Annotated in this window: 22 protein-coding genes and 1 pseudogene; 12 read left to right on the forward strand and 11 right to left on the reverse strand. The window is 70.0% G+C overall.

From position 1 onward, the window contains the following. Positions 1–173: 173 nt before the first annotated feature. Positions 174–1,493 carry a wax ester/triacylglycerol synthase domain-containing protein gene (locus ACFY3J_RS31090; protein ID WP_390842224.1) on the forward strand — a complete coding sequence of 440 codons (1,320 nt, stop codon included), beginning with the start codon at positions 174–176 and terminating at the stop codon, positions 1,491–1,493. 114 nt (positions 1,494–1,607) lie between these two features. Here ACFY3J_RS31090 and ACFY3J_RS31095 read toward each other — a convergent pair whose 3' ends face one another. After that, positions 1,608–2,969: an NAD(P)-binding domain-containing protein gene (locus ACFY3J_RS31095; protein ID WP_390842225.1), complete on the reverse strand. Its 1,362-nt coding sequence runs from the start codon at positions 2,967–2,969 to the stop codon at positions 1,608–1,610. A gap of 309 nt (positions 2,970–3,278) precedes the next feature. Here ACFY3J_RS31095 and ACFY3J_RS31100 point away from each other — a divergent pair, with 309 nt between their 5' ends. From ACFY3J_RS31100 to ACFY3J_RS31115, 4 genes are all read left to right on the forward strand, one after another. Continuing rightward, a complete protein-coding gene (locus tag ACFY3J_RS31100) occupies positions 3,279–3,893 on the forward strand; it encodes an ABC transporter ATP-binding protein (protein ID WP_384178529.1) in 615 nt (204 codons plus the stop codon). Then, positions 3,890–4,705, forward strand: a complete 816-nt coding sequence (locus tag ACFY3J_RS31105; protein WP_384178532.1) for an ABC transporter permease — start codon at positions 3,890–3,892, stop codon at positions 4,703–4,705. The genes ACFY3J_RS31100 and ACFY3J_RS31105 overlap by 4 nt, the downstream gene beginning before the upstream one ends. A 44-nt stretch (positions 4,706–4,749) precedes the next feature. Continuing rightward, positions 4,750–5,271 (forward strand): hypothetical protein, encoded by a 522-nt coding sequence (locus tag ACFY3J_RS31110; RefSeq protein ID WP_225077092.1) that lies wholly within the window; start codon positions 4,750–4,752, stop codon positions 5,269–5,271. A gap of 270 nt (positions 5,272–5,541) precedes the next feature. Then, positions 5,542–5,976: a hypothetical protein gene (locus ACFY3J_RS31115; RefSeq protein WP_384178535.1), complete on the forward strand. Its 435-nt coding sequence runs from the start codon at positions 5,542–5,544 to the stop codon at positions 5,974–5,976. A gap of 142 nt (positions 5,977–6,118) precedes the next feature. Here ACFY3J_RS31115 and ACFY3J_RS31120 read toward each other — a convergent pair whose 3' ends face one another. Both ACFY3J_RS31120 and ACFY3J_RS31125 read right to left on the reverse strand, forming a co-directional pair. Further along, positions 6,119–6,589 (reverse strand): excalibur calcium-binding domain-containing protein, encoded by a 471-nt coding sequence (locus ACFY3J_RS31120; protein ID WP_390842226.1) that lies wholly within the window; start codon positions 6,587–6,589, stop codon positions 6,119–6,121. A 255-nt stretch (positions 6,590–6,844) separates the two neighbouring features. After that, on the reverse strand, positions 6,845–7,822 hold the full coding sequence (locus tag ACFY3J_RS31125; RefSeq protein WP_390842227.1) for a zinc-binding alcohol dehydrogenase family protein: 978 nt from the start codon (positions 7,820–7,822) through the stop codon (positions 6,845–6,847). A 92-nt stretch (positions 7,823–7,914) separates the two neighbouring features. On the opposite strand from ACFY3J_RS31125, the gene ACFY3J_RS31130 reads away from it, so the two are divergent. The 3 genes from ACFY3J_RS31130 (at position 7,915) to ACFY3J_RS31140 (ending at position 10,275) form a co-directional block, all read left to right on the forward strand. Next, entirely contained in the window at positions 7,915–8,259 is a 345-nt protein-coding gene (locus tag ACFY3J_RS31130) for an ArsR/SmtB family transcription factor (RefSeq protein WP_384178659.1), read from the forward strand. 307 nt (positions 8,260–8,566) lie between these two features. Next, complete coding sequence (locus ACFY3J_RS31135; RefSeq protein ID WP_384178544.1) at positions 8,567–9,517, forward strand: ATP-binding cassette domain-containing protein; 951 nt, start codon at positions 8,567–8,569, stop codon at positions 9,515–9,517. Continuing rightward, positions 9,514–10,275 (forward strand): ABC transporter permease, encoded by a 762-nt coding sequence (locus ACFY3J_RS31140; RefSeq protein WP_384178547.1) that lies wholly within the window; start codon positions 9,514–9,516, stop codon positions 10,273–10,275. Before ACFY3J_RS31135 ends, ACFY3J_RS31140 begins: the two co-directional genes overlap by 4 nt. On the opposite strand, the gene ACFY3J_RS31145 is transcribed toward ACFY3J_RS31140, so the two are convergent. The 6 genes from ACFY3J_RS31145 to ACFY3J_RS31170 all read right to left on the reverse strand — a co-directional run bounded on the left by ACFY3J_RS31145 (position 10,259) and on the right by ACFY3J_RS31170 (position 17,158). After that, complete coding sequence (locus ACFY3J_RS31145) at positions 10,259–13,402, reverse strand: BTAD domain-containing putative transcriptional regulator (RefSeq protein ID WP_390842228.1); 3,144 nt, start codon at positions 13,400–13,402, stop codon at positions 10,259–10,261. The two genes, ACFY3J_RS31140 and ACFY3J_RS31145, sit on opposite strands and share 17 nt — an antisense overlap. Before the next feature lie 91 nt (positions 13,403–13,493). Then, a complete protein-coding gene (locus ACFY3J_RS31150; RefSeq protein ID WP_384178550.1) occupies positions 13,494–14,312 on the reverse strand; it encodes an SAM-dependent methyltransferase in 819 nt (272 codons plus the stop codon). After that, complete coding sequence (locus ACFY3J_RS31155; protein WP_390842229.1) at positions 14,309–14,830, reverse strand: hypothetical protein; 522 nt, start codon at positions 14,828–14,830, stop codon at positions 14,309–14,311. The genes ACFY3J_RS31150 and ACFY3J_RS31155 overlap by 4 nt, the downstream gene beginning before the upstream one ends. A gap of 410 nt (positions 14,831–15,240) precedes the next feature. Continuing rightward, the gene (locus ACFY3J_RS31160; RefSeq protein ID WP_390842230.1) at positions 15,241–15,624 is read right to left on the reverse strand and encodes a VOC family protein; all 384 of its coding nucleotides are present in this window, start codon (positions 15,622–15,624) and stop codon (positions 15,241–15,243) included. A gap of 299 nt (positions 15,625–15,923) precedes the next feature. After that, complete coding sequence (locus ACFY3J_RS31165) at positions 15,924–16,124, reverse strand: hypothetical protein (RefSeq protein WP_390842231.1); 201 nt, start codon at positions 16,122–16,124, stop codon at positions 15,924–15,926. Positions 16,125–16,408: 284 nt separating this feature from the next. After that, complete coding sequence (locus ACFY3J_RS31170; RefSeq protein ID WP_390842232.1) at positions 16,409–17,158, reverse strand: class I SAM-dependent methyltransferase; 750 nt, start codon at positions 17,156–17,158, stop codon at positions 16,409–16,411. A 320-nt stretch (positions 17,159–17,478) separates the two neighbouring features. On the opposite strand from ACFY3J_RS31170, the gene ACFY3J_RS31175 reads away from it, so the two are divergent. The 4 genes from ACFY3J_RS31175 to ACFY3J_RS31190 all read left to right on the forward strand — a co-directional run bounded on the left by ACFY3J_RS31175 (position 17,479) and on the right by ACFY3J_RS31190 (position 21,547). Beyond that, complete coding sequence (locus ACFY3J_RS31175) at positions 17,479–17,820, forward strand: DUF5713 family protein (RefSeq protein WP_390842233.1); 342 nt, start codon at positions 17,479–17,481, stop codon at positions 17,818–17,820. A gap of 399 nt (positions 17,821–18,219) precedes the next feature. Beyond that, the gene (locus ACFY3J_RS31180; protein WP_390842234.1) at positions 18,220–18,996 is read left to right on the forward strand and encodes a hypothetical protein; all 777 of its coding nucleotides are present in this window, start codon (positions 18,220–18,222) and stop codon (positions 18,994–18,996) included. A gap of 221 nt (positions 18,997–19,217) precedes the next feature. Beyond that, complete coding sequence (locus ACFY3J_RS31185; protein WP_390842235.1) at positions 19,218–20,471, forward strand: amidase domain-containing protein; 1,254 nt, start codon at positions 19,218–19,220, stop codon at positions 20,469–20,471. A 308-nt stretch (positions 20,472–20,779) separates the two neighbouring features. Further along, the gene (locus ACFY3J_RS31190) at positions 20,780–21,547 is read left to right on the forward strand and encodes a transposase (protein WP_390842236.1); all 768 of its coding nucleotides are present in this window, start codon (positions 20,780–20,782) and stop codon (positions 21,545–21,547) included. A gap of 132 nt (positions 21,548–21,679) precedes the next feature. On the opposite strand, the gene ACFY3J_RS31195 is transcribed toward ACFY3J_RS31190, so the two are convergent. After that, entirely contained in the window at positions 21,680–22,111 is a 432-nt protein-coding gene (locus ACFY3J_RS31195; RefSeq protein ID WP_384178572.1) for a VOC family protein, read from the reverse strand. A gap of 139 nt (positions 22,112–22,250) precedes the next feature. Continuing rightward, positions 22,251–23,059, reverse strand: a pseudogene (locus tag ACFY3J_RS31200) (transposase family protein). Between the last annotated feature and the right edge of the window lie 172 nt (positions 23,060–23,231).

Raw genomic sequence — 23,231 nt, forward strand, 5'->3', positions numbered from 1 at the left:
GTCCGGATATAAACCGTGTTGATCCAGGCCGAGGTGACGCATTCGGCGCCGCCGCGGATCCGTACTCGTCGGCGGCCCTTGCGATCGGTGATCCATCCCGCGGCCGGTCGGGATGGCCGACTGCCCGGCCTCGCCCCGCCTGCCCGTCCCTCGGCACGAATGGAAGTTCCCCGATGCCCGAGTCCGTTGAGCCAGCCCAGCAGCCCTCTTCCTGCCTCAGCCGCCCCACCCACACGGTCGACCGGGCCTTCCTCAGCATGGAACGCCGCCACCCCGACGTCCGCTGGGACGCCGGCGGCGTCGCGTATCTGAGCGGTCCGCCCCCGAGCCTGGCGGACCTCCGCGCCTACGTGGGCTTCCGCCTGGGGCGGCTGCCCCTGCTCACGAGCCGGGTCGAGGGCGGCCCACGGCGCCCCCGCTGGCGGCAGGACGCCGACTTCAGCATCGACCGGCACGTCCACGAGGTCGTCGCGGAGGGCCCCGAGGGGTGGGACGCCGCCCTGCACACCGCGCTCAACGCGCCGTTCGCGCCCGGCACCTACTGGGGGGTCTGGCTGGTCCACGGCCACGCGCCCGACGAGTACGCCCTGTGCTACCGCTTCCACCACGCCTGCCAGGACGGTTCGGCCGCCGCGATGACGTTCCGCGCCATGCTGGGAGAGGGGGAGGCTTCGGCCCGCCCGGTTCCGGGGAAGGGCCGCCTGACCGCTCTGCCCCGGCGGGTGGGCACCGCCGTCGGGCTGGCCGCGAAGTTCGTGGCCGGCTCCCTCGCGGTCCGCGGCCACCGTCCTGCCGTCCCCTTCGTCCCCACGGGAGAGCGGCGGTTGTGGCGGGGACGGGTACCGGCGGACGCCCTCCGCCGGATCGGTGCGGCACGTGGCGGATCGGCCCACGACGCCCATCTGGCCGCGCTCGCCGGGGCGTTGTCGGCCTGGTCGGCCAAGTCCGGTGTACGGCTTCCCCGGGTGACGGCACTGCTGCCCGTCGACGCACGCCGTCCGGACGAGGAACAGACCTGGGGCAACCGCTGTTTCGCGCTGCCGCTGGAGCTGCCCGTGCGGACCGCCGTGGAACGCGGCACCCGGCCCCAGGACGGCGACGCGCCCCTGCGGCGGCTGGAGCATGTCATGGCGACGACCCGGAAACTGCGGGGCGAGGCCTGGCGGCAGGCGATTCAGGACCTGGTGCGCCACATGCCGGACCGCCCGACCGAGTGGTACCTGCGAAGGATGCTCTCCTCGCGCGTCACCCAGGTCATGGCCACGTCCATGCCGGTCGCCGACAAGGGCAGCCTGGGGAACACCCAGGTGACGGGCGTCGCCCTGCTCCCCCTGCTCGTGCCCGGCCATCTCTTCGGAGTGGGCCTTTCGTTCTTCGGCAGCTGGGCCGAGGTGGCCTTCGTGTCCGACCGCGCCCTACCGCTCGGGGAGTTGCTTCCGGAACTGTGGGAGCGGGCCGTCGGTGAGCTGGAGGGGGCCGTGGCGCCGGAGTGAATGAACCGGCACCGGGGCCGTACCCAGCGCTTGCGTGCGGCCCCCGGGCCAACCGATCGTGCCGGACCGCCACTTCGGGTTCCGCGTGGCAGCGCCCGGCCCGAGCGGAGCGGATCACACGGCGTCGGCCGCCGGGGCGGCGCCGGTCACGGCGGGCAGGGCCGGGACGGCGCCGTGTGCGCGACGCCTGCCCGCCCGGCGTTCCCGGCGGAGAGCCCTTCGGTAGGAGCGGAAGTCGACTTCGATCCCGTGGCGGTAGGTGGACACGTACGTCCTGCGATGGCGGCGCCACTCACGCGCGATCGCCCGCGTCATGTCCGCCGGTGACGGCAGGGCGACCGCGCCCTCGATCAGCTCGGCGATCCATTCCGCCTGCGGTTCGAGCAGCGGGAAGGCCGCACCGGAGGGCTGCGCGAGCCCCATGAAGTAGAGCCCGGGGATGCGGGGCGGAACCGTGCGCAGATAGAGCTCCGTGCGGCCGTCCGGGACGGCGAACACGGAGGGCTCCAGGAAGGGGAAGGAGATCTTGTAGCCGGTGGCGTACACCACGGCGTCCACCGGCTCCCGGCTTCCGTCCGTGAAGGCCGCCGTGTCCCGGCCGAAGGAACCGACACCGGGCTTCGGTGTGACCGCGCCACGGGCCAGTTGGACGAGGAGTTCGTCGGACGTGGAGGGGTGGCGTGCGAGCGGCCCGCGGTCCGGTTCGGGGAGCCCGTAACGAGCCGGGGCACCACGGGTGAGCCGCAGGAGGAGCCGCAGGGCGGGGTCCTTGAGGAACCGCGGGACATCGGACAGCGGGCTCCACACCAGGTGGTCCGCCGGACGGCCGAGCAGCATCTTGGGGAACAGGTGCGCCGCGTCGCGCGCGGACAGGAACGTCCGCGCCGCCGTGCGCGAGATCTCCGCCGCGATTTCGCACGCGGAGTTGCCCATGCCGATCACCAGCACCCGCAGACCGGCGTACGGGTCGGGGGTGCGGTAGTCGTGCGAGTGGATCGCGGTCCCCTCGAACTCCTCGGCACCGGGCACGGCGGGGGCCGGGAGCCGCGGGTCCCAGTGGTGCCCGTTGGCCACCACCACCTCGGAGTAGCGCCGCGTCTCCTCGACCGCGTCGCCGCGGCGCCGGCAGACCACCTCCCAGCCGCCGCCGTCCAGGGGCCGCACCGAAGTGACCTCCGTGCCGCACACGATGTGGCGGTGCAGGCCGAACGACGCGGCGTAGTCCTCCAGATAGGCCAGGACCATGCTGTGGTGCGGAAAGACCGGGCCGGTCTCCGGCATGGCCAGGGAGGAGAAGGACATGCTCTCCTTCGAGATGTTCGCGTGCAGCGACGCGTACACCCCAGACATGCCGTTGTCGTTGCCGTACCGCCAGAGTCCACCGATGCCGGACCCGGCCTCGAAGCAATCGAACGGGACGTTCCGCGAGGCGAAGACCTTGCTCGCGGCCAGGCCGGACGGACCCGCGCCGATCACACATGTTCTCCGCATGACTGACCGACCTTCCTGGACCGGGGCGGAACCCGGGCGGGCGGACCTGCCGACACCCCGGTGCCGGCCACGCTAGCCGCCCCGCCTGCCCCGACAGCCGCTTCCGCCGGCGAAACCGCCGCAGGCGTGACGCGGTGCGCGCCGGATTGACGCCGTGCGACGGAACCGCTCCCGGCTTCGTTTCCCCTGTGCTGCCTGCTCGTTGGGCACGAGCGGCCCGGTTCCGTCGCCGACTCGGAGGACACGGACCGGTTCCGCGGCCAACCGGATCACCTGGCACGACGGAGCAGCGCGATGGACGTCACAGATGTGCACCACTCCTACCGGCAGCACACAGTTCTACGGGGCGTCGACCTCCGGCTGCGGCCCGGGGCCCTGGCCGGGATCGTCGGGGAGAACGGCGCCGGAAAGACGACGCTGCTGAGGATCCTCTCCGGTGAACTCCGGCCGGACCGGGGCTCGGTGCGCCACAGCGGCAGGTTCGGCTACTGCCCGCAGTCGGTGGTCCTGGACGACTCCTTCACCGTCCGCCAGCACCTGGACTTCTTCCGGCACGCCTTCGGTCTCGCGGACCTTCGGCGGGCCGAGGAGGTGATGGAGACGCTTGCCTTCACCGAGTATCTCGACCAGCGTGCGGGTCTGCTGAGCGGGGGTTCACGGCAGAAGCTGAACCTGACCCTCGCGCTCATGCACGACCCGGACGTACTGCTGCTGGACGAGCCCTACCAAGGCTTCGACTGGGAGACGTATCTGCGCTTCTGGGAGCTGGCGACCAGGCTGCGCGACGCCGGACGCTCGGTGCTGGTCGTCTCGCACCTGGCGTACGACATCGACCGGCTGGACGAGTTGTGGCGCCTGGAGAACGGACGCCTCCACCGCCAGGACCGGCGCGCGGAGGTGGCGGCATGAGGCGGCACTGGTCGCTGTTCACCACGGCCTCCCGGTACGCGCTGATCGGTCACGCCCGCAACCGGTTCGCGATGCTGCTCGTGGTGGTGTACATCCCCGTATGGATCGCCCTGGCCTATCTGACCATTCCCGACCGCCCGGCGCCGTTCCGGCTGCGGGCCACGGGAGAGGTCCTGACCCCGCCCGGCAACCATCTCACCCAGATCACCGGCGCGCTGAACGCCGTCACCCTGATCGCCGGGTTCATGATGTTCGCCGCCACCTTCACGGGCGGTGCCTTCGACCGGCGCCTGGCCATGGCGGGGTACCCGCGCCACCACCTGGTCCTCGCCAAGCTCTCCGCGCTCACCCTGGTCTGCGCCGCCATCGCCGCGTACGCCACGGCCGCCGCCGGCTTCGCCTGGTCCCCCCGACAGCCCCTCATGCTCGCCGCCGCGCTGTTCTGCGCCGCCCTGACCTACGGTGCGCTCGGAGTGGTCTTCGGCTCGGTGCTCCGCCGCGAGGTGGAGGGCATGTTCGCCATCCTGATGATCAGCGTCATCGACGTCGCACTGCAGAACCCCCTGTCCAGTTCCGGGTCGGACAGCGCCGTCGTGCGCTTCCTGCCCTCGTACGGAGCCGTGCAGGCCAGCATGTCCGCGGCCTTCTCCACCGCGCCGGTGGCCGAGGGCCTCGCGATCCAGTTGCTCTGGCTGACGGGGGCGGCACTGGCGGGGTTCATGGTCTTCCGCCGCCGAACCCGCGACGCGCTGCCACCGGAACGGGCGGCCGTGTCCTGCGGGGCCAATGATCGTTCTGCAACCGGGTGTTGATTCACCCCGAACCGTCACATTCTTCATGCAAGGAGTACACCCCCATGACCCTGTCGCGTACCGTCCAGCGCACGGTCCTCACCGCGGCCCTCCTGTCCGCCTCCGCCCTGGCCTTCCCCGCCTCCGCGCAGGCGGCCCCGCTGCCGCCCGCGTGTCAGGAGGCGCTGCTCACCACGCTCGACAAGTTCCCGGTCACGGACTTCACGGTCCCCGACAAGGTCCAGAACGCCATGCTGGTCGAGGTCATGAACCTGAGCGACGCCGACCAGCAGGCCATGACCCAGGAGGCGTGCGCGGCCTGGAACAACTGGGCCACCAAGAACGGCCAGGCGGTGGCCACGGACCTGGACACCCGCTACCGGAACGCCGCCGGACCCGCGTGCAACAAGTTCACCACCTCCGCCATCGGGACGATCAAGAAGTACGCTCCGAACATCCCCGCCCAGACACGGGAGTTGGAGAAGGTGGCCAAGAAGGTCTGGCAGAACACCATGCAGAAGCTCTCCGTGGAGGCCACCAACGCCGACTGCCGCAAGGCCTACAACGGGGTCAAGGCCGGCTGGTAGCAGGACCCGGCGGACGAGGCCCTCGTCCGCCACCCTGACGTCTCCGTCCGACGCCTGATCCGACAGCCTCAGCCGGCCGCGTCAAACCCGGCCGCACGCAGGGGAGTCGGGGCGGTAGCCGTGACCGATGCCGAGTATGCGCGCGGTCTGGTGGACAGTCAGGTGGCCAGGGTGGATGATCTTGACTCCATACGTCCAGTCTGGTGGAGCACTACTGCGGTTGGGGCGCGGGTGTGTGGGGGGCCAGACAGCTTGTGCGGGGGGAGCGGTATGTCCGGGTGGGATGCAGTCACGGCAATAAGTGGCGCGTTCAGCGCGGTGGTTGTGACAGTCGCCTGTGGTTACGCGGCGGCTCAGGTGCGGGAGGCGAAGCACGCACGCGCTTTGCAGTCGCTTGTGGCTCTTCACCAGGAGTACCAGGCTCCTGGGCTTCGCGTGATACGCCGGCGGATCCGTGACGGGGAGCTCGGAGACTTCGAGTCGCTGACGAAGGAAGACGCTCATGCGCTTGAGGACTTGCTGCAGAAGCTGGAGCTTGTTGCGTTGCTCGCGAGCCGCGGGCTTGTTCGATCAGACGACGTGATGGAGCTGTTTCCAAGCGTTCCACTGATCATGGCCAAGGTTCGGCCCCACGTCGAGCGGCGTCGCCTCACGCAGCCGTCCTATGCCAGGCATGCCCTCGCCTTGGCTGCTCAATACCCGTGATCCGAGAACAGGGCCAGGCTCACGAGCGGGCCGAACCAGGCGCCGCGTTTCGTCAACAGCCATGAGGCCCGCCGATGGCCAGGCAAGTGAGCAGGACAGCCGGCAGTAGCCGGACGAGTTTCATGATCCCCCGGGTCCGTGGCTATTCGCAGCCGACGCCGTCGCCGTCTCGGTCGAGGTGCCGGCCGTAGCCGGGGTCGCCGCGGCGGACGGGTGCGGCACCAGCTGCACGGGCGGCGGCGCAGTTGGCGTAGTAGGCGCTGCCTCCGCCGCCACCGCCGCTACTGCTGCTCCCGCCGTTGCTGCCGCTGCCGTTGTAGGCGGGCTGTGCGGTGACGGTCTCCGTAACCTCCACCTCCACGGTTTCCGTGACGGTGGGCGTCGGCTCGGGGTCGACGGCCGGTGTGGTGGTCACGGTCGCCATCGCGGTGACGGTGGCGGTCGGCTGAGGCGTGGCCGCGGCCGGCTCGGCGTCGTCCTGCGGCTGGCTGTCGCCGGCACCGGCGCCGATGCCGAGACAGAAGGCGAGGCCGAGCGCGGGCAGCACGTACCGTTTCCGCGCCCACTTCGGTGCGGGACGGGCAGGCTGCGGCGTTGTGTACGGGTTGGTCATGGTGCCCCCGGGGGTTGATCGTGGAAGCGATGACCGTAGCGGCTCTGTGGGGGGAAGTGCGGCGTTCTGGGGGCACAGTCACCGTTTCGTGACGCTGGTCCGTCTGCCGCCCGACACACGCTCCGGGCGCCCTGGCAAGGGGCAGGCTCATCGGTCGGCCGTACGCCGCTCGGCATGCGCCCCGGGCCTGTCACTCCTGTCGGGTGACCGGCGTGTGGGCCCGGCTGACGGCCCGTCGTGTGCGGGAGGCAACGGTCAGTCGGTGATGCGCAGCAGCAGCTTGCCCGTGGACGTGCGCCCGCCGATGAGCTGGTGTGCGCCGGCCGCGTCCGACAGAGGGAACTCGGCGGTGACGGGAAGGGCGACCGCTCCGTCGCAGACGGTGCGCAGGGCGCGTTCGGTAAGGGCACGCAGGGCGTCGGGTGCGGACTGGGCGAGGGCGAGCACGGAGAAGCCCCCGACGGAGCGGCCTTGCGCGTACAGCTCGCCCTGCCCGGCCCGCCAGGGCTCGGCGCCGCCGGCGTTGCCGAAGGACACCAGACGCCCGAAGACGGCCAGTGCCTCCAGACCGCGGCGCAGCGTGTCGCCGCCCACCGGGTCCAGGACCAGGTCGACGCCCCTGCCGCCGGTCGCCCGGCGGACGTCCGTCTCGAAGGTGTCGGGCCGGAACACCTCGTCGTAGCCGTGCTTGAGTGCGTAGTCGGCCTTGGCGTCGCTGGAGGCCACCCCGTACACCGCGTCGGCGCCCGCTGCCCGGGCCAGCTGCCCGACGGCCGTGCCGATGCCCCCCGCCGCGCCGTGCACCAGCACGCTCTCCCCGGCCCGCAGCCGCCCCACCTCGTGGACCAGGGCGTGCGCGGTCGGCAGCACGGTCGGCAGCGTGGCCGCGGTCCGCAGGGCCAGCCCGTCGGGCAACGGGAAGACCCTCGCGGCCTCCGCGAGTACGACCTCGGCGTAGCCGCCGCCGTCGACGAGCGCGGCGACCTCCTGCCCTGCACGCAGACCCTCGACGCCCTCCCCGACCGCCCGGATGCGCCCGGAGACCTCCAGGCCCGGACGGTAGGGCAGCGACGCCACCCGGTACCCCTCGGCACGCGCCTTCACGTCCGCGAAGTTCACCCCCGCCCAGAAGGCCTCGATGGCCACCTGGCCAGGGCCCGGCTCGGGTTCCGCGGTCTGCACGATCCGCAGTACCTCGGGACCGCCGTACTCCTGGAACTCGACCGCACGCATACGCAAGCCCACCCTTCCATGAGTGTTCAACCGGAAGCGAACACTAGCACTGTAAGATGGTCATCGAACACTGGGCGAAGGAGGGCATCGGAATGTCGGACCGGGCTGAAGGCGCAAGTCACCGTCCGGCGCCCGTGCACACACACCCCGACGACGTCCCGCTTCTCACCGCCCTGTCCGCGCTCGCGGATCCCGTGCGCATCCAGCTGGTCCGCGACCTGGCCTGCCACCCCGACTGGGCGCTCAGCTGCAGCAACTTCGACGTACCGGTCGGCCGGGCCGCAAAGAGCCACCACTTCTCGGTCCTGCGCGACGCCGGCCTGGTCGAACAGCGCGACCAGGGCCCCAAACGGCTCAACCGGCTGCGCCGCGAGGAGTTCGACGCCCGCTTCCCCGGCCTCCTCGACCTGACCCTCCGCGCCGACGACGCCGAGTAACAGCGGCTGGCTCCTCCGCGCGGCGGTCCGCCGCAGGGGCCGTCTCAGCGGCTGCTGCCGCCGGGTGCCACCAGGCCGGTGACATCGGCGATCGCCTCCGCCGAGGCATGGAAGCAGCGCCGTACGCTTCGCGTGCGGGCCGTGCATGCCAGGCAGAACCCTCTATGCGGGTGCACATGAGGTTCCCCCCATAAGCCCGCCCGGAGAATGCGCCGTCCGGGCGCCTGCGATGCGGTGGAGCGGCGTGTCAGTGGTCGTGTCAGGGGTGTGACAGGTGGGTGTCAGGCCCGGCGGGGACCGTGGGGGCATGAACAATTCGGCGATCGCGGTTTCAGGGCTGCGGAAGGCTTATGGCGACAAGGTCGTGTTGGACGGCATCGACTTCGACGTCGCCGCAGGATCGGTATTTTCCCTGCTCGGCCCGAACGGGGCGGGCAAGACGACGACGGTGAACGTCCTGACGACGTTGATGCGAGCCGACGCCGGGACGGTGCGCGTCGCCGGGCACGACGTGCTGACCGCGACCAAGGAGGTCCGCGCGGTCATCGGCGTGACCGGTCAGTTCGCCGCGGTGGACGAGCTGCTGTCCGGCCGCGAGAACCTTCAGCTGATGGCGGACCTGAAGCGGGTGCGCTCCGCTGGCCGCGTGGTCGCGGGGCTGCTGGAACGGTTCGACCTGCTGGAGTCGGCGGACAAGCCGGCGTCGGCCTACTCCGGCGGTATGCGCCGGAAGCTGGACCTGGCGATGACGCTGGTGGGCAACCCGCGGATCATCTTCCTGGACGAGCCGACGACGGGTCTCGACCCGCGCAGCCGGCGCACGATGTGGGGGATCGTCCGCGAGTTGGTGGCCGACGGCACCACCATCTTCCTCACCACCCAGTACCTGGAAGAAGCCGACCAGCTCGCCGACCGGATCGCGGTGCTCGACCAGGGCCGCCTGGTCGCCCAGGGCACCCCCGAGGAGCTCAAGCGCCAGGCCCCCGGCAGTCACGTCCGGCTCCGGTTCACCGACCTCTACGAACTCGGCGCGGCGGCACGGGTCCTGACCGACTCCACACGGGACGACCAGGAACTGACCCTGCGCGTCCCCAGCGACGGCGGGTCCAAGTCGCTGCGGGCCCTACTGGACAAGCTCGACGAACACACCATCAACGCAGTGGAGTTCTCGGTGCACACGCCGGACCTCGATGACGTGTTCCTCGCCCTGACCGGACGCATCAGCACGAACACGAGCACGGAGGCGATCGCGAAATGAGCAGTGTCTCGACGTCGTTCGGCGACGCGGCGATCATGCTGCGCCGCAACTTCAAGCACACGGCCCGGAATCCGGTCACCGTGTTCCAGGCGGTCCTGTTTCCCATCGTGATGATGCTCATGTTCGTCTACGTGTTCGGTGGCGCCTTCAAAGTCGAGGGAAAGTACGTCGATTACGCGGTGCCGGGCCTGATGGTGATGGCCATCACCTACGGGTTGGGGCCGACCGCGGCGGCCGTGAACGGCGACATGACGAAGGGCATCATCAACCGGTTCAAGGCCATGGACGTCTCTCACGGCGCCGTGCTGGCCGGTCATGTCGTCTCCACCACGGTGCGCAGTCTGATCGCCGACGCGGCCATCATCGGCGTCGGCTTCGCGATGGGATTCCGTCCGCACGCGAGCTTCCTCCAGTGGCTCGCCGCGATCGGCATCATGCTGCTGCTCGCCTTCGCGACCAGCTGGCTCACCGTCGCCATGGGCCTGGGTGCGAAGACCGCGGAGTCGGCGGGCCTGGCCACCGTGCCGCTGATCATGCTGCCGTTCCTGAGCAGCGCGTTCGTGCCCGCCGACACGATGGGGACCGGCGTGCGGCAGTTCGCGGAGTACCAGCCCTTCACCCCGATCATCGAGACGCTGCGCGGGCTGCTGGCGGGCCACCCGTCGACCGGCGACGCGATCGCGGCCCTCGCCTGGTGCGTCGGGCTCGCCGTCCTCGGATACGTGTGGGCGGTCTCCGCGTTCAGGAGGCGAGCGTGACCTCGACCAGCTGAGACCAGCTGGCACGCGTCCCCTCCCGAGCCGCCTCGGCGAACCGCGTGTCGCCGAGGCGGTTCCGCACGGCCTGCTCGATCCGGGGGGTGTCCGGCTGGGAGCGGTCCTCGAGCCCGCGCACGCCGAGGCTCGCCCCGAGCAGCCGCGCGGCCTGCTCGTGCTCACCGCGGCGCAGGGCCAGGTCCGCGACCCCGACGAGCACCTGCGCGAGCAGCGGCGCGTACCCCGCCTCGGCCGCCGCCTCGCAGGCTGCCACGCGGTGCGCGCGGGCCTCGCCGAGGTCGTCGGCGAGGTAGCCGAGCAGGTCGTGCGTCCCCGCGCGGATGTTCGCCCTCTCCGCTTCGTCGCCCAGCAGGGCCGTCGCGACGCCGAGTTGCCCGCGCGCCTCCGCGGCGTCGCCGCCCCACCGGGCGAGTGCCGCCTTCGCGAGGGCCAGTTCGGCCAGCGCGTACGGCCAGGTGACCCGCTCCGCGCACCGCTCGGCCTCGGCGATGGCGGCCGCACTGGCGGCCTTGTCGCCCAGCAGCCAGTACAACTGCGCCTGCCGCGACCGCATGTGGATGACGTCCTCGATGGCACCGACCTCGGTGACGACCGCGATCGCCTGCTCGTAGTGCTCGCACGCATCGACGAACCCGCCGCGCACGGCGGTCCGCTCCGCCAGCTCGATCAGGGCGAGCGAGATCCCGAACCGCTCGCCGAGCGCCCGGAACTCGGCGAGCGCCGTCTCCAGGTACGCGTCCGCGTTGCGCGTGTCCTGGCCGAGCACGATCCGCATCTTGCCCAGGTGCCACCGGGCCAGTGCGCGCACCCAGGGGTCCTCGTCGTCCAGCAGCGGTTCGAACGCGGACAGGGACGTGTCGGGCGCCCGCAGTATGCGCTCCAACGCCTCGACGAACCCCATGTGCGGATGGCGGCGCCCGCCGAGCCGGCTGAGCCGGTGCGCCTCGTGGATCCACTCCGCGGCCTGGCGCTCGTCGTTGCGCCCGGAGCTCACGAACAGCACGATCAGCGCGTACACCGTGGCCCGCATCTCGTCGGGCACCTCACCGGGCGTCCTGGCGGCCGCGGTGATCAGTTCGATGCCCTCGGTCCTGTGCCCGCCGAGCCACCAGTACCAGCCGGCACCGGCCGCGAGCCGCATCGCCGCCTGCGCCTCGTCCGCCGCGAGTGCGCCGCGCATCGCGGCACCGATGTTGTCGTGCTCGGCCCCGAGCGTGGCGAGCCACTCCAGTTGCTCGGCGCGGCGCAGGTGCGGCTCCGCGGTCTCGGTGAGTTCGGTGAAGTAGGCCAGGTGTGCGTGGCGGGCCCGGTCCGATTCCCCCACGTCCGCGAGCCGGTGCCCGGCGTACTCCTTGATCGTGCCCAGCATGCGGTAGCGCGGGGCTCTGTCGCCCTCGGTGAGCAGCAGCGACTTCTCGGTCAGCGCGGTGAGCAGATCGAGTACCTGCTCCCGCTCGACCGCGTCGCCCGCGCAGACCCGTTCGGCCGCTTCCAGACTCGCCCCGCCGGCGAACACCGAGAGCCTGCGCAGAACCATCCGCTCGGCCTCGGTGAGCAGTTCCCAGCTCCAGTCGACCACCGCGCGCAGCGTCTTGTGCCGCGGCAACGCGGTGCGACTACCGCTGGTCAGCAGGCGGAACCGGTTGTCGAGCCGGTTGGCCAACTGGCCGATGGACATGGTGCGCAACCGGGCCGCGGCCAGTTCGATCGCCAGTGGCATCCCGTCCAGCGCCCGGCAGACGCGCACCGCCGTCGCCAGCGTGGAGGCGTCGACCGTGAGATTCCGGCGCACCGCCCCGGCCCGGTCCCGCAGCAGCTGCACGGCGGGCGAGGACTCGATCCGACCCGGGTCCGCGTCCCCCTCCGGCAGGGCCAGCGGCTCGACCAGCCACAGCGCCTCCCCGGTGATGCCGAGCGGTTCCCGGCTCGTCGCCAGGATCCGCAGCCGCCGGCACTCCCCGAGCACCCGGTGGGCGAACACCGCCGCCGACTCGATCACGTGCTCGCAGTTGTCCAGGATCAGCAGCGCCTCCCGCTCGCGGACCGCGGCGATGAGCCGGTCCGTCGGCTCCGCGTTCGGGGCCCCGCCGAGCAGGGTGTCCCGCAGGCCCAGCCCGGCGAGCGCCGACTGCGCCACGTCGCCGTCCGCCCCGATGGCGGCCAGCTCCACCAGCCAGGCCCCGTCCGGCAGTTCGCCGAGCAGCGTGCGCGCGGTCTCCGTGGCCAGCCGCGTCTTCCCCGAGCCACCCGGCCCGATCACGGTGGTGAGCCGGTGCCCGGCTATCAACTCACGGACCGCCGCGACATCGGCACCCCTGCCGACGAAGGTGGTCAGCTCGGCGCGCAGATTGGTCTTGCGGCTCGGTTCACCCTGCCGCAGCTCACCCCGCAACAGCGCGACATGCAACGCCGACAGCTCCTGCGAGGGGTCGACGCCCAGCGTGTCGGCCAGGGCCTCCCTCGCGCGCTGGTACACCAGCAGCGCCTCGCTGTCGCGACCGGCCGCGACGAGGGCGCGCATCAGCGCGCCGACGAGCCGCTCCCGTACCGGGTGCGCGGCCACCAGGTCGGTCAGCTCCGTGACCATCCCCGCACCGCGCCCGAGGGCGACCTCCGCGTCGGCCCGCTCCTCGGTGGCGGACAGGCGCAACCCCTCCAGCCGTACGACAGCGGCGTCGAACGCGGCGCTGTCCTGAAGACCGACGTCCTGCAGGGCCGCACCGCGCCACAGCTCAAGGGCCTCGCGCAGCGGCCGCACCCGCCGGGAGGCGTCCTCGGCGCGGGCCTGGCCCGCGCCGACGAGGCGTTCGAACCGCGCGGTGTCGACGGCGTCGGGCTCCACCGTCAACCGGTAGCCGTCCGTCAGCCCCTCGACCACGCCGTCCGGCAGTACCTTCCGCAGCCGGGAAACCAAGCGTTGCAGGGCGTTCGTCGCATCGGCGGGCGGGTGCTCGCCCCAGATCCAGTCGATGAGCGATGCCTTCGGGACCACGTGACCCGGCTTGAGCGCGAGGGCGACCAGCAGTCCGCGCAACCGCGCGCCCGGCACGTCGACCAAGAGGCCGTCGTCCGTGCGTACCTCCAATGGACCCAGCATCCTGATCTGCACCCGCTGATTTTGCCACGGGCGTTCGGCAGGCATCTCCGGGCCGACAACGCCGCACAGACCGAAGGCCGAGCCCCGATACCGAGGCCGGACCCTAGGCCTTCCGGGCCAGCCCGGCGGCGATGAGGCATTCCCAGACGGTGAGTTCCCGTTCGCCGTTGCCGCTCCACGGGCCTTCAGCCATGTCGGGACGCCACAGGGGTGCAGGGACGATCCCGGGGCCGAGGATCTCCAGGCCGTCCAGCAGGGATTCGATCTCCCCGTCGGTGCGCCACCGACCGCGGCCGAAGGTCTGCTGGAGGACTCCCTCGGCCTCCGCTGTCTCCGGGTTGTTGCCGGAACGGAAGTGGCTGACGAAGAAGTAGCTCCCCGAGGGCACGTGGTCGCGCCAGTAGCGGACGATTCCAGCCGGGTCCTCGTCGTCGTTGACGTGGTGGAGGATGGCGCTGAACACGACGGCGACGGGGCGATCGAAGTCGATCAGTTCCAGGGTGTCCGGGTGGGTACGGACGTCCTCGGGGTTCCGAACGTCGACCGGGACGACCCGGGTCCGGTCGTTCTCCTCCAGCAACGCGCGGCCGTGGACCAGCACTTGGGGGTCGGTGTCGACGTACACGACCCGGGACTCCGGAGCGTGGCGTTGCGCGACCTGGTGGACGTTGTCGGCGGTCGGAAGACCACTGCCCAGGTCGATGAACTGCCGTACGTCGGTGGTCGTCACGATCTCCCCGACCGCCCGGGTCAGAGCCGCGCGGTTGGCGAAGGCGATGGCCACCGAACCTGGAAGGTCACGTTTGAACACGTCGCCGACCTCCCGGTCCACGGCGTAGTTGTCCTTGCCGCCGAGCAGGTAGTCGTAGACGCGGGCGATGCTGGGCCTGGTGGAGTCGATGGAGGAGCCTTCATCCGTCATGGCGACCATCCTGCCCGCGACGCCGCCCGCCGACCATCACTTTCGGTCGGCCCGCAGCCGATCGCGGGAGATCTCGAGGGCCGGTTGGAAGTCGAGGCGGTCCCGCCATTGGGACAGGCCGCGGCTGGTGAGTTCCTCCACCCTGTGGATGCGATGCCCACCAGGCTCAGTGCCTCGGACCGTCCCTCCGACCGTCGCTGCGCAGCCAGCGCCGCGTGGTGCGCCTCGTCCGACGATCGCCGCATTCCGCGCGCGCCCTCGCCCGGTCTGCCGACGCCGACCGAGAGGCCGCTGCCGCACAGGCCAGGTGCGAGCAGGCGCAGTTGGCGCCGCAGACATCGTTCTCCGCGGGAATCCGGCTCGCCCTCGGCGAGGGGAACGACGGCCACCGCCCGTCCGCCTCGGGCGCGGTCACGGCGTACGGCCCCAAGTGGGCGACCCGCTCGGCGGTACCTGTTGTGCGAGTTCGCCGGGCGTTCCGTTTTCGGCTTCCGCCGGCTGGGCCCGGAGCACCACATGGCGCCGACCGAGGTCGAGGCCCGCGCCGTGCGCCGGCACGGCGGCCCCCGCCAAGCCGCAGTCCTCCTGATGTGGAATGGCGGTCAGCCTGCCCAGGGAGCCCCGGCGCTGCCGTGCGCGGTCGTCCTGGCGGGCCAGCGCGGCGGTGGCGAACCCGGCGACCTCCTCGACGATCGGACTACGACCGCGCTTGGGCGGTGAACGAGTTAGTTGGCCAGCGTGGTCATCATCATCGGCGACAGCGGCGCGCGGGCACCGGCATTGGCTGACGAGCCAGCCACCAGCTGCTCTCTGCCCGAGCATCGGACCTTCCTGCGCTGACTCGCTGTCGGCTCCGAGACTGGCCTGAAGGCCGCAGCCGAGACTGTCCTTGCGGTCACGCCCGAACAAAGAGCGCAATCGCTCGTGGTCAGAGGGGCCGGAGCCGGGTGTGCAGGAGGCAGAACTCGTTGCCTTCCGGGTCGGCCAGCACGTACCAGTTCTCGGCGCCGGTCTGGCCGACGTCGACTGGCCTGGCGCCGAGAGAGAGCAGCCGCTCCAACTCGGCGTCCTGGTCTCGGTCGGTGGGGCTGACGTCGATGTGCAGCGGGAGCTTCCCGGTCCGCGGGTTGCTGCTGGGGCTGAGAATGAGCGTGGGCTGCGGGCCGCCGAAGCCGACGCCGGGCGGCCCGATCTCGATGCTTCCGTCGTCTTCCCGGCCGAGTTCGACGTAGCCGAGGACCTTGCTCCAGAATACGGCGAGCCGGTCGGGGTCGGCGGCGTCGATGACCAACTCGCTGATGCGGCATGCCATGCCCGTCAGTGTATGTAGCGGGCGGCGCGCTACGCGATCGCGTTTTCAGGCTGGACGAGTTCACCTATGACGCCGACCGGGAGGTGATTTCACGGCGCGTAGTGCTGCTCGCCGTCGGCGTGCGGGGGGAGGCTTGGGAAGCATCAGGCACCAGCCGTGCTGGGCCCCATCGATGTGGTTTCAGCGGGCGCTCGATGAGTTGGCCGCGATCGTCATCTGGCGCGTGAGCATCCTGGCCTGGTTGAACGTGACCTTGGACTTGCGTGAGCGAGTCCAAGATCCGGTGCCAGAACCTGGCGTTACTTCACGCGGACGCGGAAGCGGAAGCGGACGCGGAAGCGGACGTGGCCGTGGCCGACGGCTGATTCGGCCACCAGCCGTGCCTCCGCCTCGCGGACCTCACTGAACAGGTGCGGCGTTGTCCCCATTGAGGCGGTCACCGCCTTGGCGGCCGAACTGCGCGACCAGACCATCGCGGTGAACGAGGGCCAGAACCCCACGCGGCGCCCCCGGAAGGGCGGCCCAGCTCTTCGTGGTCGCCGGCGCGGCCAACATGTCTTCACCGCGGCCGGCGGGGCGTGTGCGAAGGCCTCCTGCCACCGTAGGACCTGCCCGTCGCGAACAGCCGTTTCGAGTCCACGACGTGGACCGCAACCATGGCCGGACCACCGCCAGGAGGCGGCGCGATCTGGCTGTTCGGCCCGGTGACGACCGTGACGGCCGATACTGTCAGCCACCTGCTGACGAAGCGTCACGAAAATCCGGATGACCCGAACAGGGACGATCAGGAGGCGACTTGGAGCCGGAAGTGCAGGTCGGTGGCATCGGCGTGGGCAGGTTTGCCGCGCGGATCGGTGACCGCGGTCACGGCAAGGCCGGCGGTCGTAACCAGTTCCTCGAACTCATCGCGGGAATACCAATGCAAGACCCAGGGGCGCTCCACGACGCTGCTGTCGGAGCCGTGGTGGCGTTCGTAGCGCAGAAGCGTCGTCTGCGTCCGAGTTGTCTCATCGCGTTGCTCGGCGACGACGGACACCCGAAGCTCGGCGCCGCCCGGTGCGGCGGCCGTGCGCACACGGCCGATCTGTTCGGCCGGGGTCGGTACGGGGGTGAACAGGGGCACCAGGGCAGCGCCGTCGTCCGCCAGGTGAGCGCGGATGCCGCGCAGCGCGGCCAGCGCGGTGGCGTCGTCCGGGAGCAGGTTGAAGGTCGGCCCCGCGAGGAAGATCGCCCGATAGCGGCGGGGCAGGTTCAAGGCCTCCATGCGCTGGTGAAACACGGTGATGGGAAGGCTTTGCTCATCCGCCCGGCGCCGCAGGCGCTCCAGCATGTCCGCGGAGGAGTCGACGCCTTCGACCTCCAGGCCGCGTCGGCGCAGTTCCAGTAGGGGATCACCGTCCCCGCATCCCAACTCCAGTGCCGGCTCGCCGACTTGCCGAATGAGGGCCGCGTACGGCTCAGGGTCCTGGGAGACTGACTTCAGCGGTCGGTAGAGCTCTGCGACGATGCCGGAGTAGAAGTCAGCTGGATCCACGCCCGCCACCCTACGTACATCCATCCCGCGGGCTCACTCGAATATGGGGGCCGGGTCACCTACGTGCCTTACTTGCACTGCTCGCCGCGGCGACTTTGACCGGCTGTTCGACGGCAGATAACAGTGCCAAGACTTCGGAAGCCGAGCGGCCCTCCATGGCTGTCACCACACGGGCGAAGGCACTCGCGGGACCACCCTTGCCTCCTACGACGAAAGTCAAACGGGCCCTGCGCTCGTGCCGCGCCTGCCAGGCGACGGCGTCTTGTCAGTGGTCTGGTGCATGATCCGCAGATCAGTCCTTCTACAGGGATGGGTGCGCTATGCCGATCACAAATCAACAGGTCGCGGGACACGCGTTTCTGAGGCAGCTGTACGCGGACCCGTACTTCCCCGATCACGTCGTTGACAAGGGCAGGGCGATCCTGTTGCGGCTGTGTGAGCGGGTCGAGTCTGAGCAGCCGACGGATCTGGTTGCCCTGTACGCGCTCACCGAGGCCGCGACAGAGGAGTTCAACCTGCTGGAGGCGGAGTTCGAGGCAGCCGGAAGTGAGATCGAGACGGTCGCGCGGGAGGAGATCGCTGAGGACTTCTGGTTTGTCGCGTCGGCCTACGGGTTCCCGGACGCAGATGCAGAGAAGCTGATCGCCACCCGGGATTGGTGAACGAGGACGGGAAAACCCGTTGCCCGCCTTCACGGGCTGACGCCGGCATCATCCCTGAGTAGCGTGAAGGCTACCGAGATGGGTGGTTCGGAGTCCCGTCAGGCACCGAGGTCTTAGATGACCTCTCTCACCTGGCGATTCAGCGAGAGGGGCGACCACGCCGACAACGGCGCCAGCGGGTCGACAGCCGGTGTTTGGTGGGCCAATCAAGGATGACGGCGAGGTGTTGGTCAAAGGAGCGACGGCGCTGCGTCAAGTCATGTGACACCAAGCCGCACTTTCTGTGCGATCCGAGCCCGCGGGCCCGCCGCCTCTCTCCTCAGCCACAGGGGAAGCGGGACTTTCGTTATGTACGTGTGAGACGCGGGTCGGCAGACGGATGGCACACTCCTGCGTGCCATGAAGAGATCCTCAATGAAGAAGTGCCTCAGACCCCTGCTGCTGGCGGCCGCGAGCCTGACCGTGGCTGTCGCCGCGAGCGCGTGCGGCCCGGCCAACGAGGGAGCCGCGTCGGCGAAGCCCGCGGTCACCGGCGCGGAGCCGTCAACCGGGAGTCCCTTGTCCCCTCAGGCATCAACGAGTTCCCCGGCGCCCGCATCGTCGAGTCCCACCCCGGCCCGCACCACGTCCGCGCCTACACCGAAACAAGCAGTCGTCGAGAACACGGCCGCGCCCCGCACTCGCGCCGCCTGGCCCCGTGTCACCTTCGCCCGGCTGACGTTCGAGATACCTCCGGGCTGGACGCTGACGAAGTACGGCAGCGACGCCTGCGTGCAGCCCGCATACCGGGCCGGGCTGGCCACGACGTTCGGCTGCGCCGGAATCGCTATCAAGTCCGGCTCCATCGCCGGAAACGAACTGCGGCTCTACGAGGCCCGTCAGCCCGGCGGCTGGTACGCGGCCACCGACGTCCAGCCCTGCCCGGTCCGCCCGACCCTCGCGGATGGTTCCTTCAACGGCATCACCAGCGGCACGTCGTCGCCGCCGATCGAGTCGGGCCTGCGTCCGGTGGGCAGCCGCAAGGCGGCCTACGACCGCTGGACTGCCGCCTGCGCGAGCGGCTACCGCTTCTCACCCCAGGCGTGGCACCTGCCCGTCTCCCGGGTGCTGTTCCTGGACTACACGGGGCACGCGGAGACAGCCCGGGTGCTGGAGTCGGTCCGCTTCCCCGGCTGATCTTCACCCGGGTCACCGTTGACAGTGGCGCAGGACTGACACGCGGAGGCAGATTGCGAATCAGGGGCGTTCGAAGCATTCGCCGGGCCTCGGCCACGCTCACGGTCGAGTACGGGGCGGCCACACCGCCGTCGCCGCCCACCGCGGTCCGCGCCCGGGCGGCGGACAGGGGTGCACTGGTCATGTGGGGTGCCAGTGAGGACAGCGGGTACAACGACACGTTGCTCACGTACGAAGTGACGGCCGTCGACCCCGCCGGCGTCGTGGTGGCCAAGCGAAGCTCGAGCGGCAGGGACGTCGCGATCACCGGCCTCACCAACGGGACGCCGTGCACCTTCCGGGTCAGCGCGTCGAATCCCTATGGCAGGAGTGACGCCGTCACCAGCGAGGCGGTCAAGCCGTTGAGCGCTCCGCTGAACGGTGAGACGTACACGCAGGCGGTCAGCGAATATCTCCAAGCCGGCGCGTCCTTGACGACGGGCGCGCACAACAGCGCCGGCGCCGCTGTGAACGGGCGACCGAATGCCGGCATGTACTCATGGCTGTTGAAGGCGGAGGAGTCGTGGCTGATCGACACCCGGGACGCCTTGAAGGCGGACGACCTCACCTATACGTCGATCACGTCCGACCTGTCCGACGCCCTGGTGCTGCCTTCGGCCGACGGGTCGGTGTCCGTCCGCGCCACGGTGAGCGAGCAGCGGACGCTCGCGGACGAGCCATCGGACCCGGAGACCAGCGAGGTGACTGTCCTTTACACCTTCTCGGGCGGGGGCGCGCCGGTGCTGCGCAACAGGATGAACGCTGAGCAGTACGAACAGCAACTGGCCAAGGACGACGACGCGTTCGGCACCGTCACCTTTGGCACCGTGGAGAACGACGGCCCCGACGCGGCGGACACCCGGACGTTCACCATCGCCCCCAGTGCGTTCTTGGCCTCCGAGACGCAGTACGGGCCGTATGCCAACATCAACGCCAGTGGCACGGCGACGTGGGCGAAGAACCATTGGAACGACCGTGCCGAGTACAGTCAGGACTGCACCAACTTCGTCTCCAAGGCGCTGTACCACGGCGGCGGCATGCGCATGAAGGGTGTGAACAAGGACAAGAAGAGCGTGGACAACTGGTGGCGGCTCAAGCATGCGGCGCCGCCGCACTCCGGTGGTGGTTTCTACTACACCAACTCGCAGACCTGGACCGTCGCCGACAAGATGCGGCAGTTTGTCTCCCGGAACGCCACCTTTGCGGTGAACACGGAGACCAAGCAGAAGGAAGCCAAGGTCGGTGACGTGGTCTTCTTCAACTGGGGTGGCAAGGGAGGCTGGGACCACGCGGGCGTCGTCACCAAGATGAAGAACGGAAAGGCCTACGTGAGCGCGCACAACAACAACCGTCTGAACCAGCGCCTCGATGTCTACGTCAACAGCCAGCGGGGCACTTGGGCGGACATTGTCCGTATCAAGCCGGGTTGGTACTGATGCCCGAACTCCCCAAAAAGCGCCTGTGGGTCATGGCGACGGCTCTGGCCCTTCTGGGAGCGGCTGCCGCCGCATGGTGGCTGCTCCGGGAGCCTTCCGCCCCCTACGCACTGCGGGCTACGCCCGCGGTGAACGTGACGTTCCGCCCCGTAGAGTCCACCTAAGGGCAATACCGATGACTTATGTAGCACTTCGAGGCTCTGACGTGCGGAAACGCCTTCGCCCGGAGCGTCAGTAGCCGCTTAAGTCACTGGCATTGCACCTAAGGGGTGTCCCGTAAGTGATCTTGCCGTGGGATGATCTCGGCCGTGGCTGGTGTGATCACGGCGTCTGAGCCGTCCTGGATAGCCCCGTTCGCCGGACTGAGCCCGCATGCCTTCGGCAAGTTGATGAGGCAGCTGCGCCGCGAGGGCGGCGACGCGCCGGGCCGTGGTCGGCCGTGGAAGCTGTCCCTGGAGGACCGGGTGCTGCTGGTGGCCGCGTACTGGCACACCAACTTGACCCTGCGCCAACTCGCGCCGCTCTTCGGAGTGTCCAAGTCCACCGCCGATCGCGTCATCGACCACCTCGGCCCCAGGCTCGCGCTGGCCCCGCGCAGGCGCTTCGCCAAGGACGCGGTGCTGATCGTGGATGGGACGCTGGTACCCACCCGCGACCACAGGGTCGCCGAGCAGTCGAAGAACTATCGCTACTCGACGAACCACCAGGTGGTCATCGACGCCGACACCCGCCTGGTCGTGGTGGTCGGCCGGCCTCTGCCGGGGAACCGCAACGACTGCCGGGCATGGGCCGAGTCCGGTGCCAAGCAGGCAGTCGGTAACACTACGACGATCGCGGACGGCGGCTACCTGGGCACCGGGCTGATCATGCCGCACCGCCGGCGCAAGGGCGAGGAACTGCTCGACTGGAAGCAGGCCCACAACAAGAGCCACAAACGGGTTCGCGCCCGCGTCGAGCACGCCTTCGCCCGTATGAAGACCTGGAAGATCCTGCGCGACTGCCGCCTGAGAGGCGACGGTGTGCGCCACGCGATGCACGGCGTTGCCCGCCTACACAACCTCGCTCTCACGGGATGACTCCCGCCGCATGCGGGACCTGAGAGGTCCACGGGAGACCGGCCTTGGGGAACATCGGGGCAGCCGATATCGGCTGCCCCGATGTTCCCCAAGGCCGGAGACGGCTCCCCACCTCGCAGTCTCGGAGGAGAATCAGGCGAGGCAGAACTCGTTGCCCTCGATGTCCTGCATCGTGATGCACGACTCGTTGACGCCATCGGCGCGCTGCGTCAGCACGTGTTTCGCGCCGAGCGCCATCAGCCGTGCGCATTCGGCCTCGAGTGTGACAAGGCGCTCCTCACCCACGAGCCCGGCGCCGGCCCGCACATCGAGATGCACCCGGTTCTTGACGACCTTGCCTTCGGGAACTCGCTGGAAGAGCAAGCGCGGGCCCGCACCCGAGGGATCAGTGCACGCGAAGTAGATCTCATCCTCGGGCGGCAGCGAGCGGTGGTACTCCTCCCACGTGGCAAAGCCCTCCGGGACCGTCGGCACGACGTACCCCAGCACCTCGCACCAGAAGGCGGCGAGGCGCGCAGGCTCCGCGCAGTCGAAGGTCACTTGGAACTGTTTGATCGTTGACATCGGCGCACGATAACAGGGCCCTGCTCATCGCCCCAGGTCGGGAGGTCCGCACGTTGTCGGGAGGAGGCGTCTGCTACCCGCTGTTGTGTCGTGCGGTCGCAGGGGTGAGCCGAGGTCAGTGACGTTTTCTCAACGGTGATCATTTCCAGGTTCCGTTGAGAACGAGTGCGGCGCGTGCGATGGCACCGATCCGGCTGGGGCTGAGGGTGATGTGCTGCAGGGTGCGCCAGCGTTGCTTGAGGTCTGCGGCGGCGCGTTCGCCGAGGGCGCGGACGCTCCTGAGCAGGGTGTTGGTGGTGCGGACGTCGGTGTGCAGGGCCTGTTCGGAGCGGCCCTTCGGGCGGCGGATGGGGACGTGGATGCCGATGCCGGCGCCGATGTAGCCCTTGTCCGCGAGGGTGGGCAGGCCGTCGGCGGCCGCCTTGTACAAGGCCGGGAGGACGTGGAGTCGGGCGGCGGTGATGTCAGGAACGCTGCCGGGCTCGACCTCGGATACCCACAGCGGCGTGCCGTCCGGGGCGGCCAGGAACTGCACGTTCCCGCCGCAGGACTTGTGTTTCTGGCTGAACCACCAGTCGTTGCCGTTCTCGCGCACGCTGGCCACACGGTCGCAGTGATCAGCGTGCCGTCCAGGATCAGGTGGGTGATGCCCTCACGCCGGCAGCGGGCGAGGACTTCATGCAGGTCAGGGGCCTGGTCGGCGAGGACATCGATGCCCTCGTGCAGGTAACGGTAGCCGGTGGCCTGCGAGATGCCCGCGTCGCGGGCCAGGCAATGTACACAGCCGCGCTCGCGGAACCAGCGCAGCACCAGCACCGCCTGCCGGAACGGACCCAGCGCCCGCGAGCCCTTCGGGGTGCCGATCCGGCGCCGGTGCGCGGCCAGCAGACGGGCGAGGAACTCGGCGGTGCGGCGTGGGACGTCGAGCGTGGCAGCGTAGGGGACCACTGTGAAGCCTCTGGTTCGGGGGATGATCGTATGTGAAGAGCCCTGTCCTACCAGCACGGCGCCGCCCTCCCCACAGTCAGGCCTCAGGGGTCTGTCGCATGGCTGATCTAGGCTTCCCGGCTATGACCACCACCTTGATGACGCACGCTGGTCCGGTCGATGATCATGCGCT

Source organism: Streptomyces sp. NPDC001231 (assembly GCF_042896885.1).
GTDB lineage: Bacteria > Actinomycetota > Actinomycetes > Streptomycetales > Streptomycetaceae > Streptomyces.

Excerpts from the sequence above, each read along its gene's own strand:
- ACFY3J_RS31110 (WP_225077092.1), top strand. The coding sequence starts at position 4,750 with ATGACCCTGTCGCGTACCGTCCAGCGCACGGTCCTCACCGCGGCCCTC.
- ACFY3J_RS31135 (WP_384178544.1), top strand. The coding sequence starts at position 8,567 with ATGAACAATTCGGCGATCGCGGTTTCAGGGCTGCGGAAGGCTTATGGC.
- ACFY3J_RS31105 (WP_384178532.1), top strand. The coding sequence starts at position 3,890 with ATGAGGCGGCACTGGTCGCTGTTCACCACGGCCTCCCGGTACGCGCTG.
- ACFY3J_RS31100 (WP_384178529.1), top strand. The coding sequence starts at position 3,279 with ATGGACGTCACAGATGTGCACCACTCCTACCGGCAGCACACAGTTCTA.
- ACFY3J_RS31160 (WP_390842230.1), bottom strand. The coding sequence starts at position 15,624 with ATGGCATGCCGCATCAGCGAGTTGGTCATCGACGCCGCCGACCCCGAC.
- ACFY3J_RS31115 (WP_384178535.1), top strand. The coding sequence starts at position 5,542 with ATGTCCGGGTGGGATGCAGTCACGGCAATAAGTGGCGCGTTCAGCGCG.
- ACFY3J_RS31125 (WP_390842227.1), bottom strand. The coding sequence starts at position 7,822 with ATGCGTGCGGTCGAGTTCCAGGAGTACGGCGGTCCCGAGGTACTGCGG.
- ACFY3J_RS31120 (WP_390842226.1), bottom strand. The coding sequence starts at position 6,589 with ATGACCAACCCGTACACAACGCCGCAGCCTGCCCGTCCCGCACCGAAG.
- ACFY3J_RS31090 (WP_390842224.1), top strand. The coding sequence starts at position 174 with ATGCCCGAGTCCGTTGAGCCAGCCCAGCAGCCCTCTTCCTGCCTCAGC.
- ACFY3J_RS31195 (WP_384178572.1), bottom strand. The coding sequence starts at position 22,111 with ATGTCAACGATCAAACAGTTCCAAGTGACCTTCGACTGCGCGGAGCCT.
- ACFY3J_RS31140 (WP_384178547.1), top strand. The coding sequence starts at position 9,514 with ATGAGCAGTGTCTCGACGTCGTTCGGCGACGCGGCGATCATGCTGCGC.
- ACFY3J_RS31175 (WP_390842233.1), top strand. The coding sequence starts at position 17,479 with ATGCCGATCACAAATCAACAGGTCGCGGGACACGCGTTTCTGAGGCAG.
- ACFY3J_RS31150 (WP_384178550.1), bottom strand. The coding sequence starts at position 14,312 with ATGACGGATGAAGGCTCCTCCATCGACTCCACCAGGCCCAGCATCGCC.
- ACFY3J_RS31155 (WP_390842229.1), bottom strand. The coding sequence starts at position 14,830 with ATGTGGTGCTCCGGGCCCAGCCGGCGGAAGCCGAAAACGGAACGCCCG.
- ACFY3J_RS31130 (WP_384178659.1), top strand. The coding sequence starts at position 7,915 with ATGTCGGACCGGGCTGAAGGCGCAAGTCACCGTCCGGCGCCCGTGCAC.
- ACFY3J_RS31180 (WP_390842234.1), top strand. The coding sequence starts at position 18,220 with ATGAAGAGATCCTCAATGAAGAAGTGCCTCAGACCCCTGCTGCTGGCG.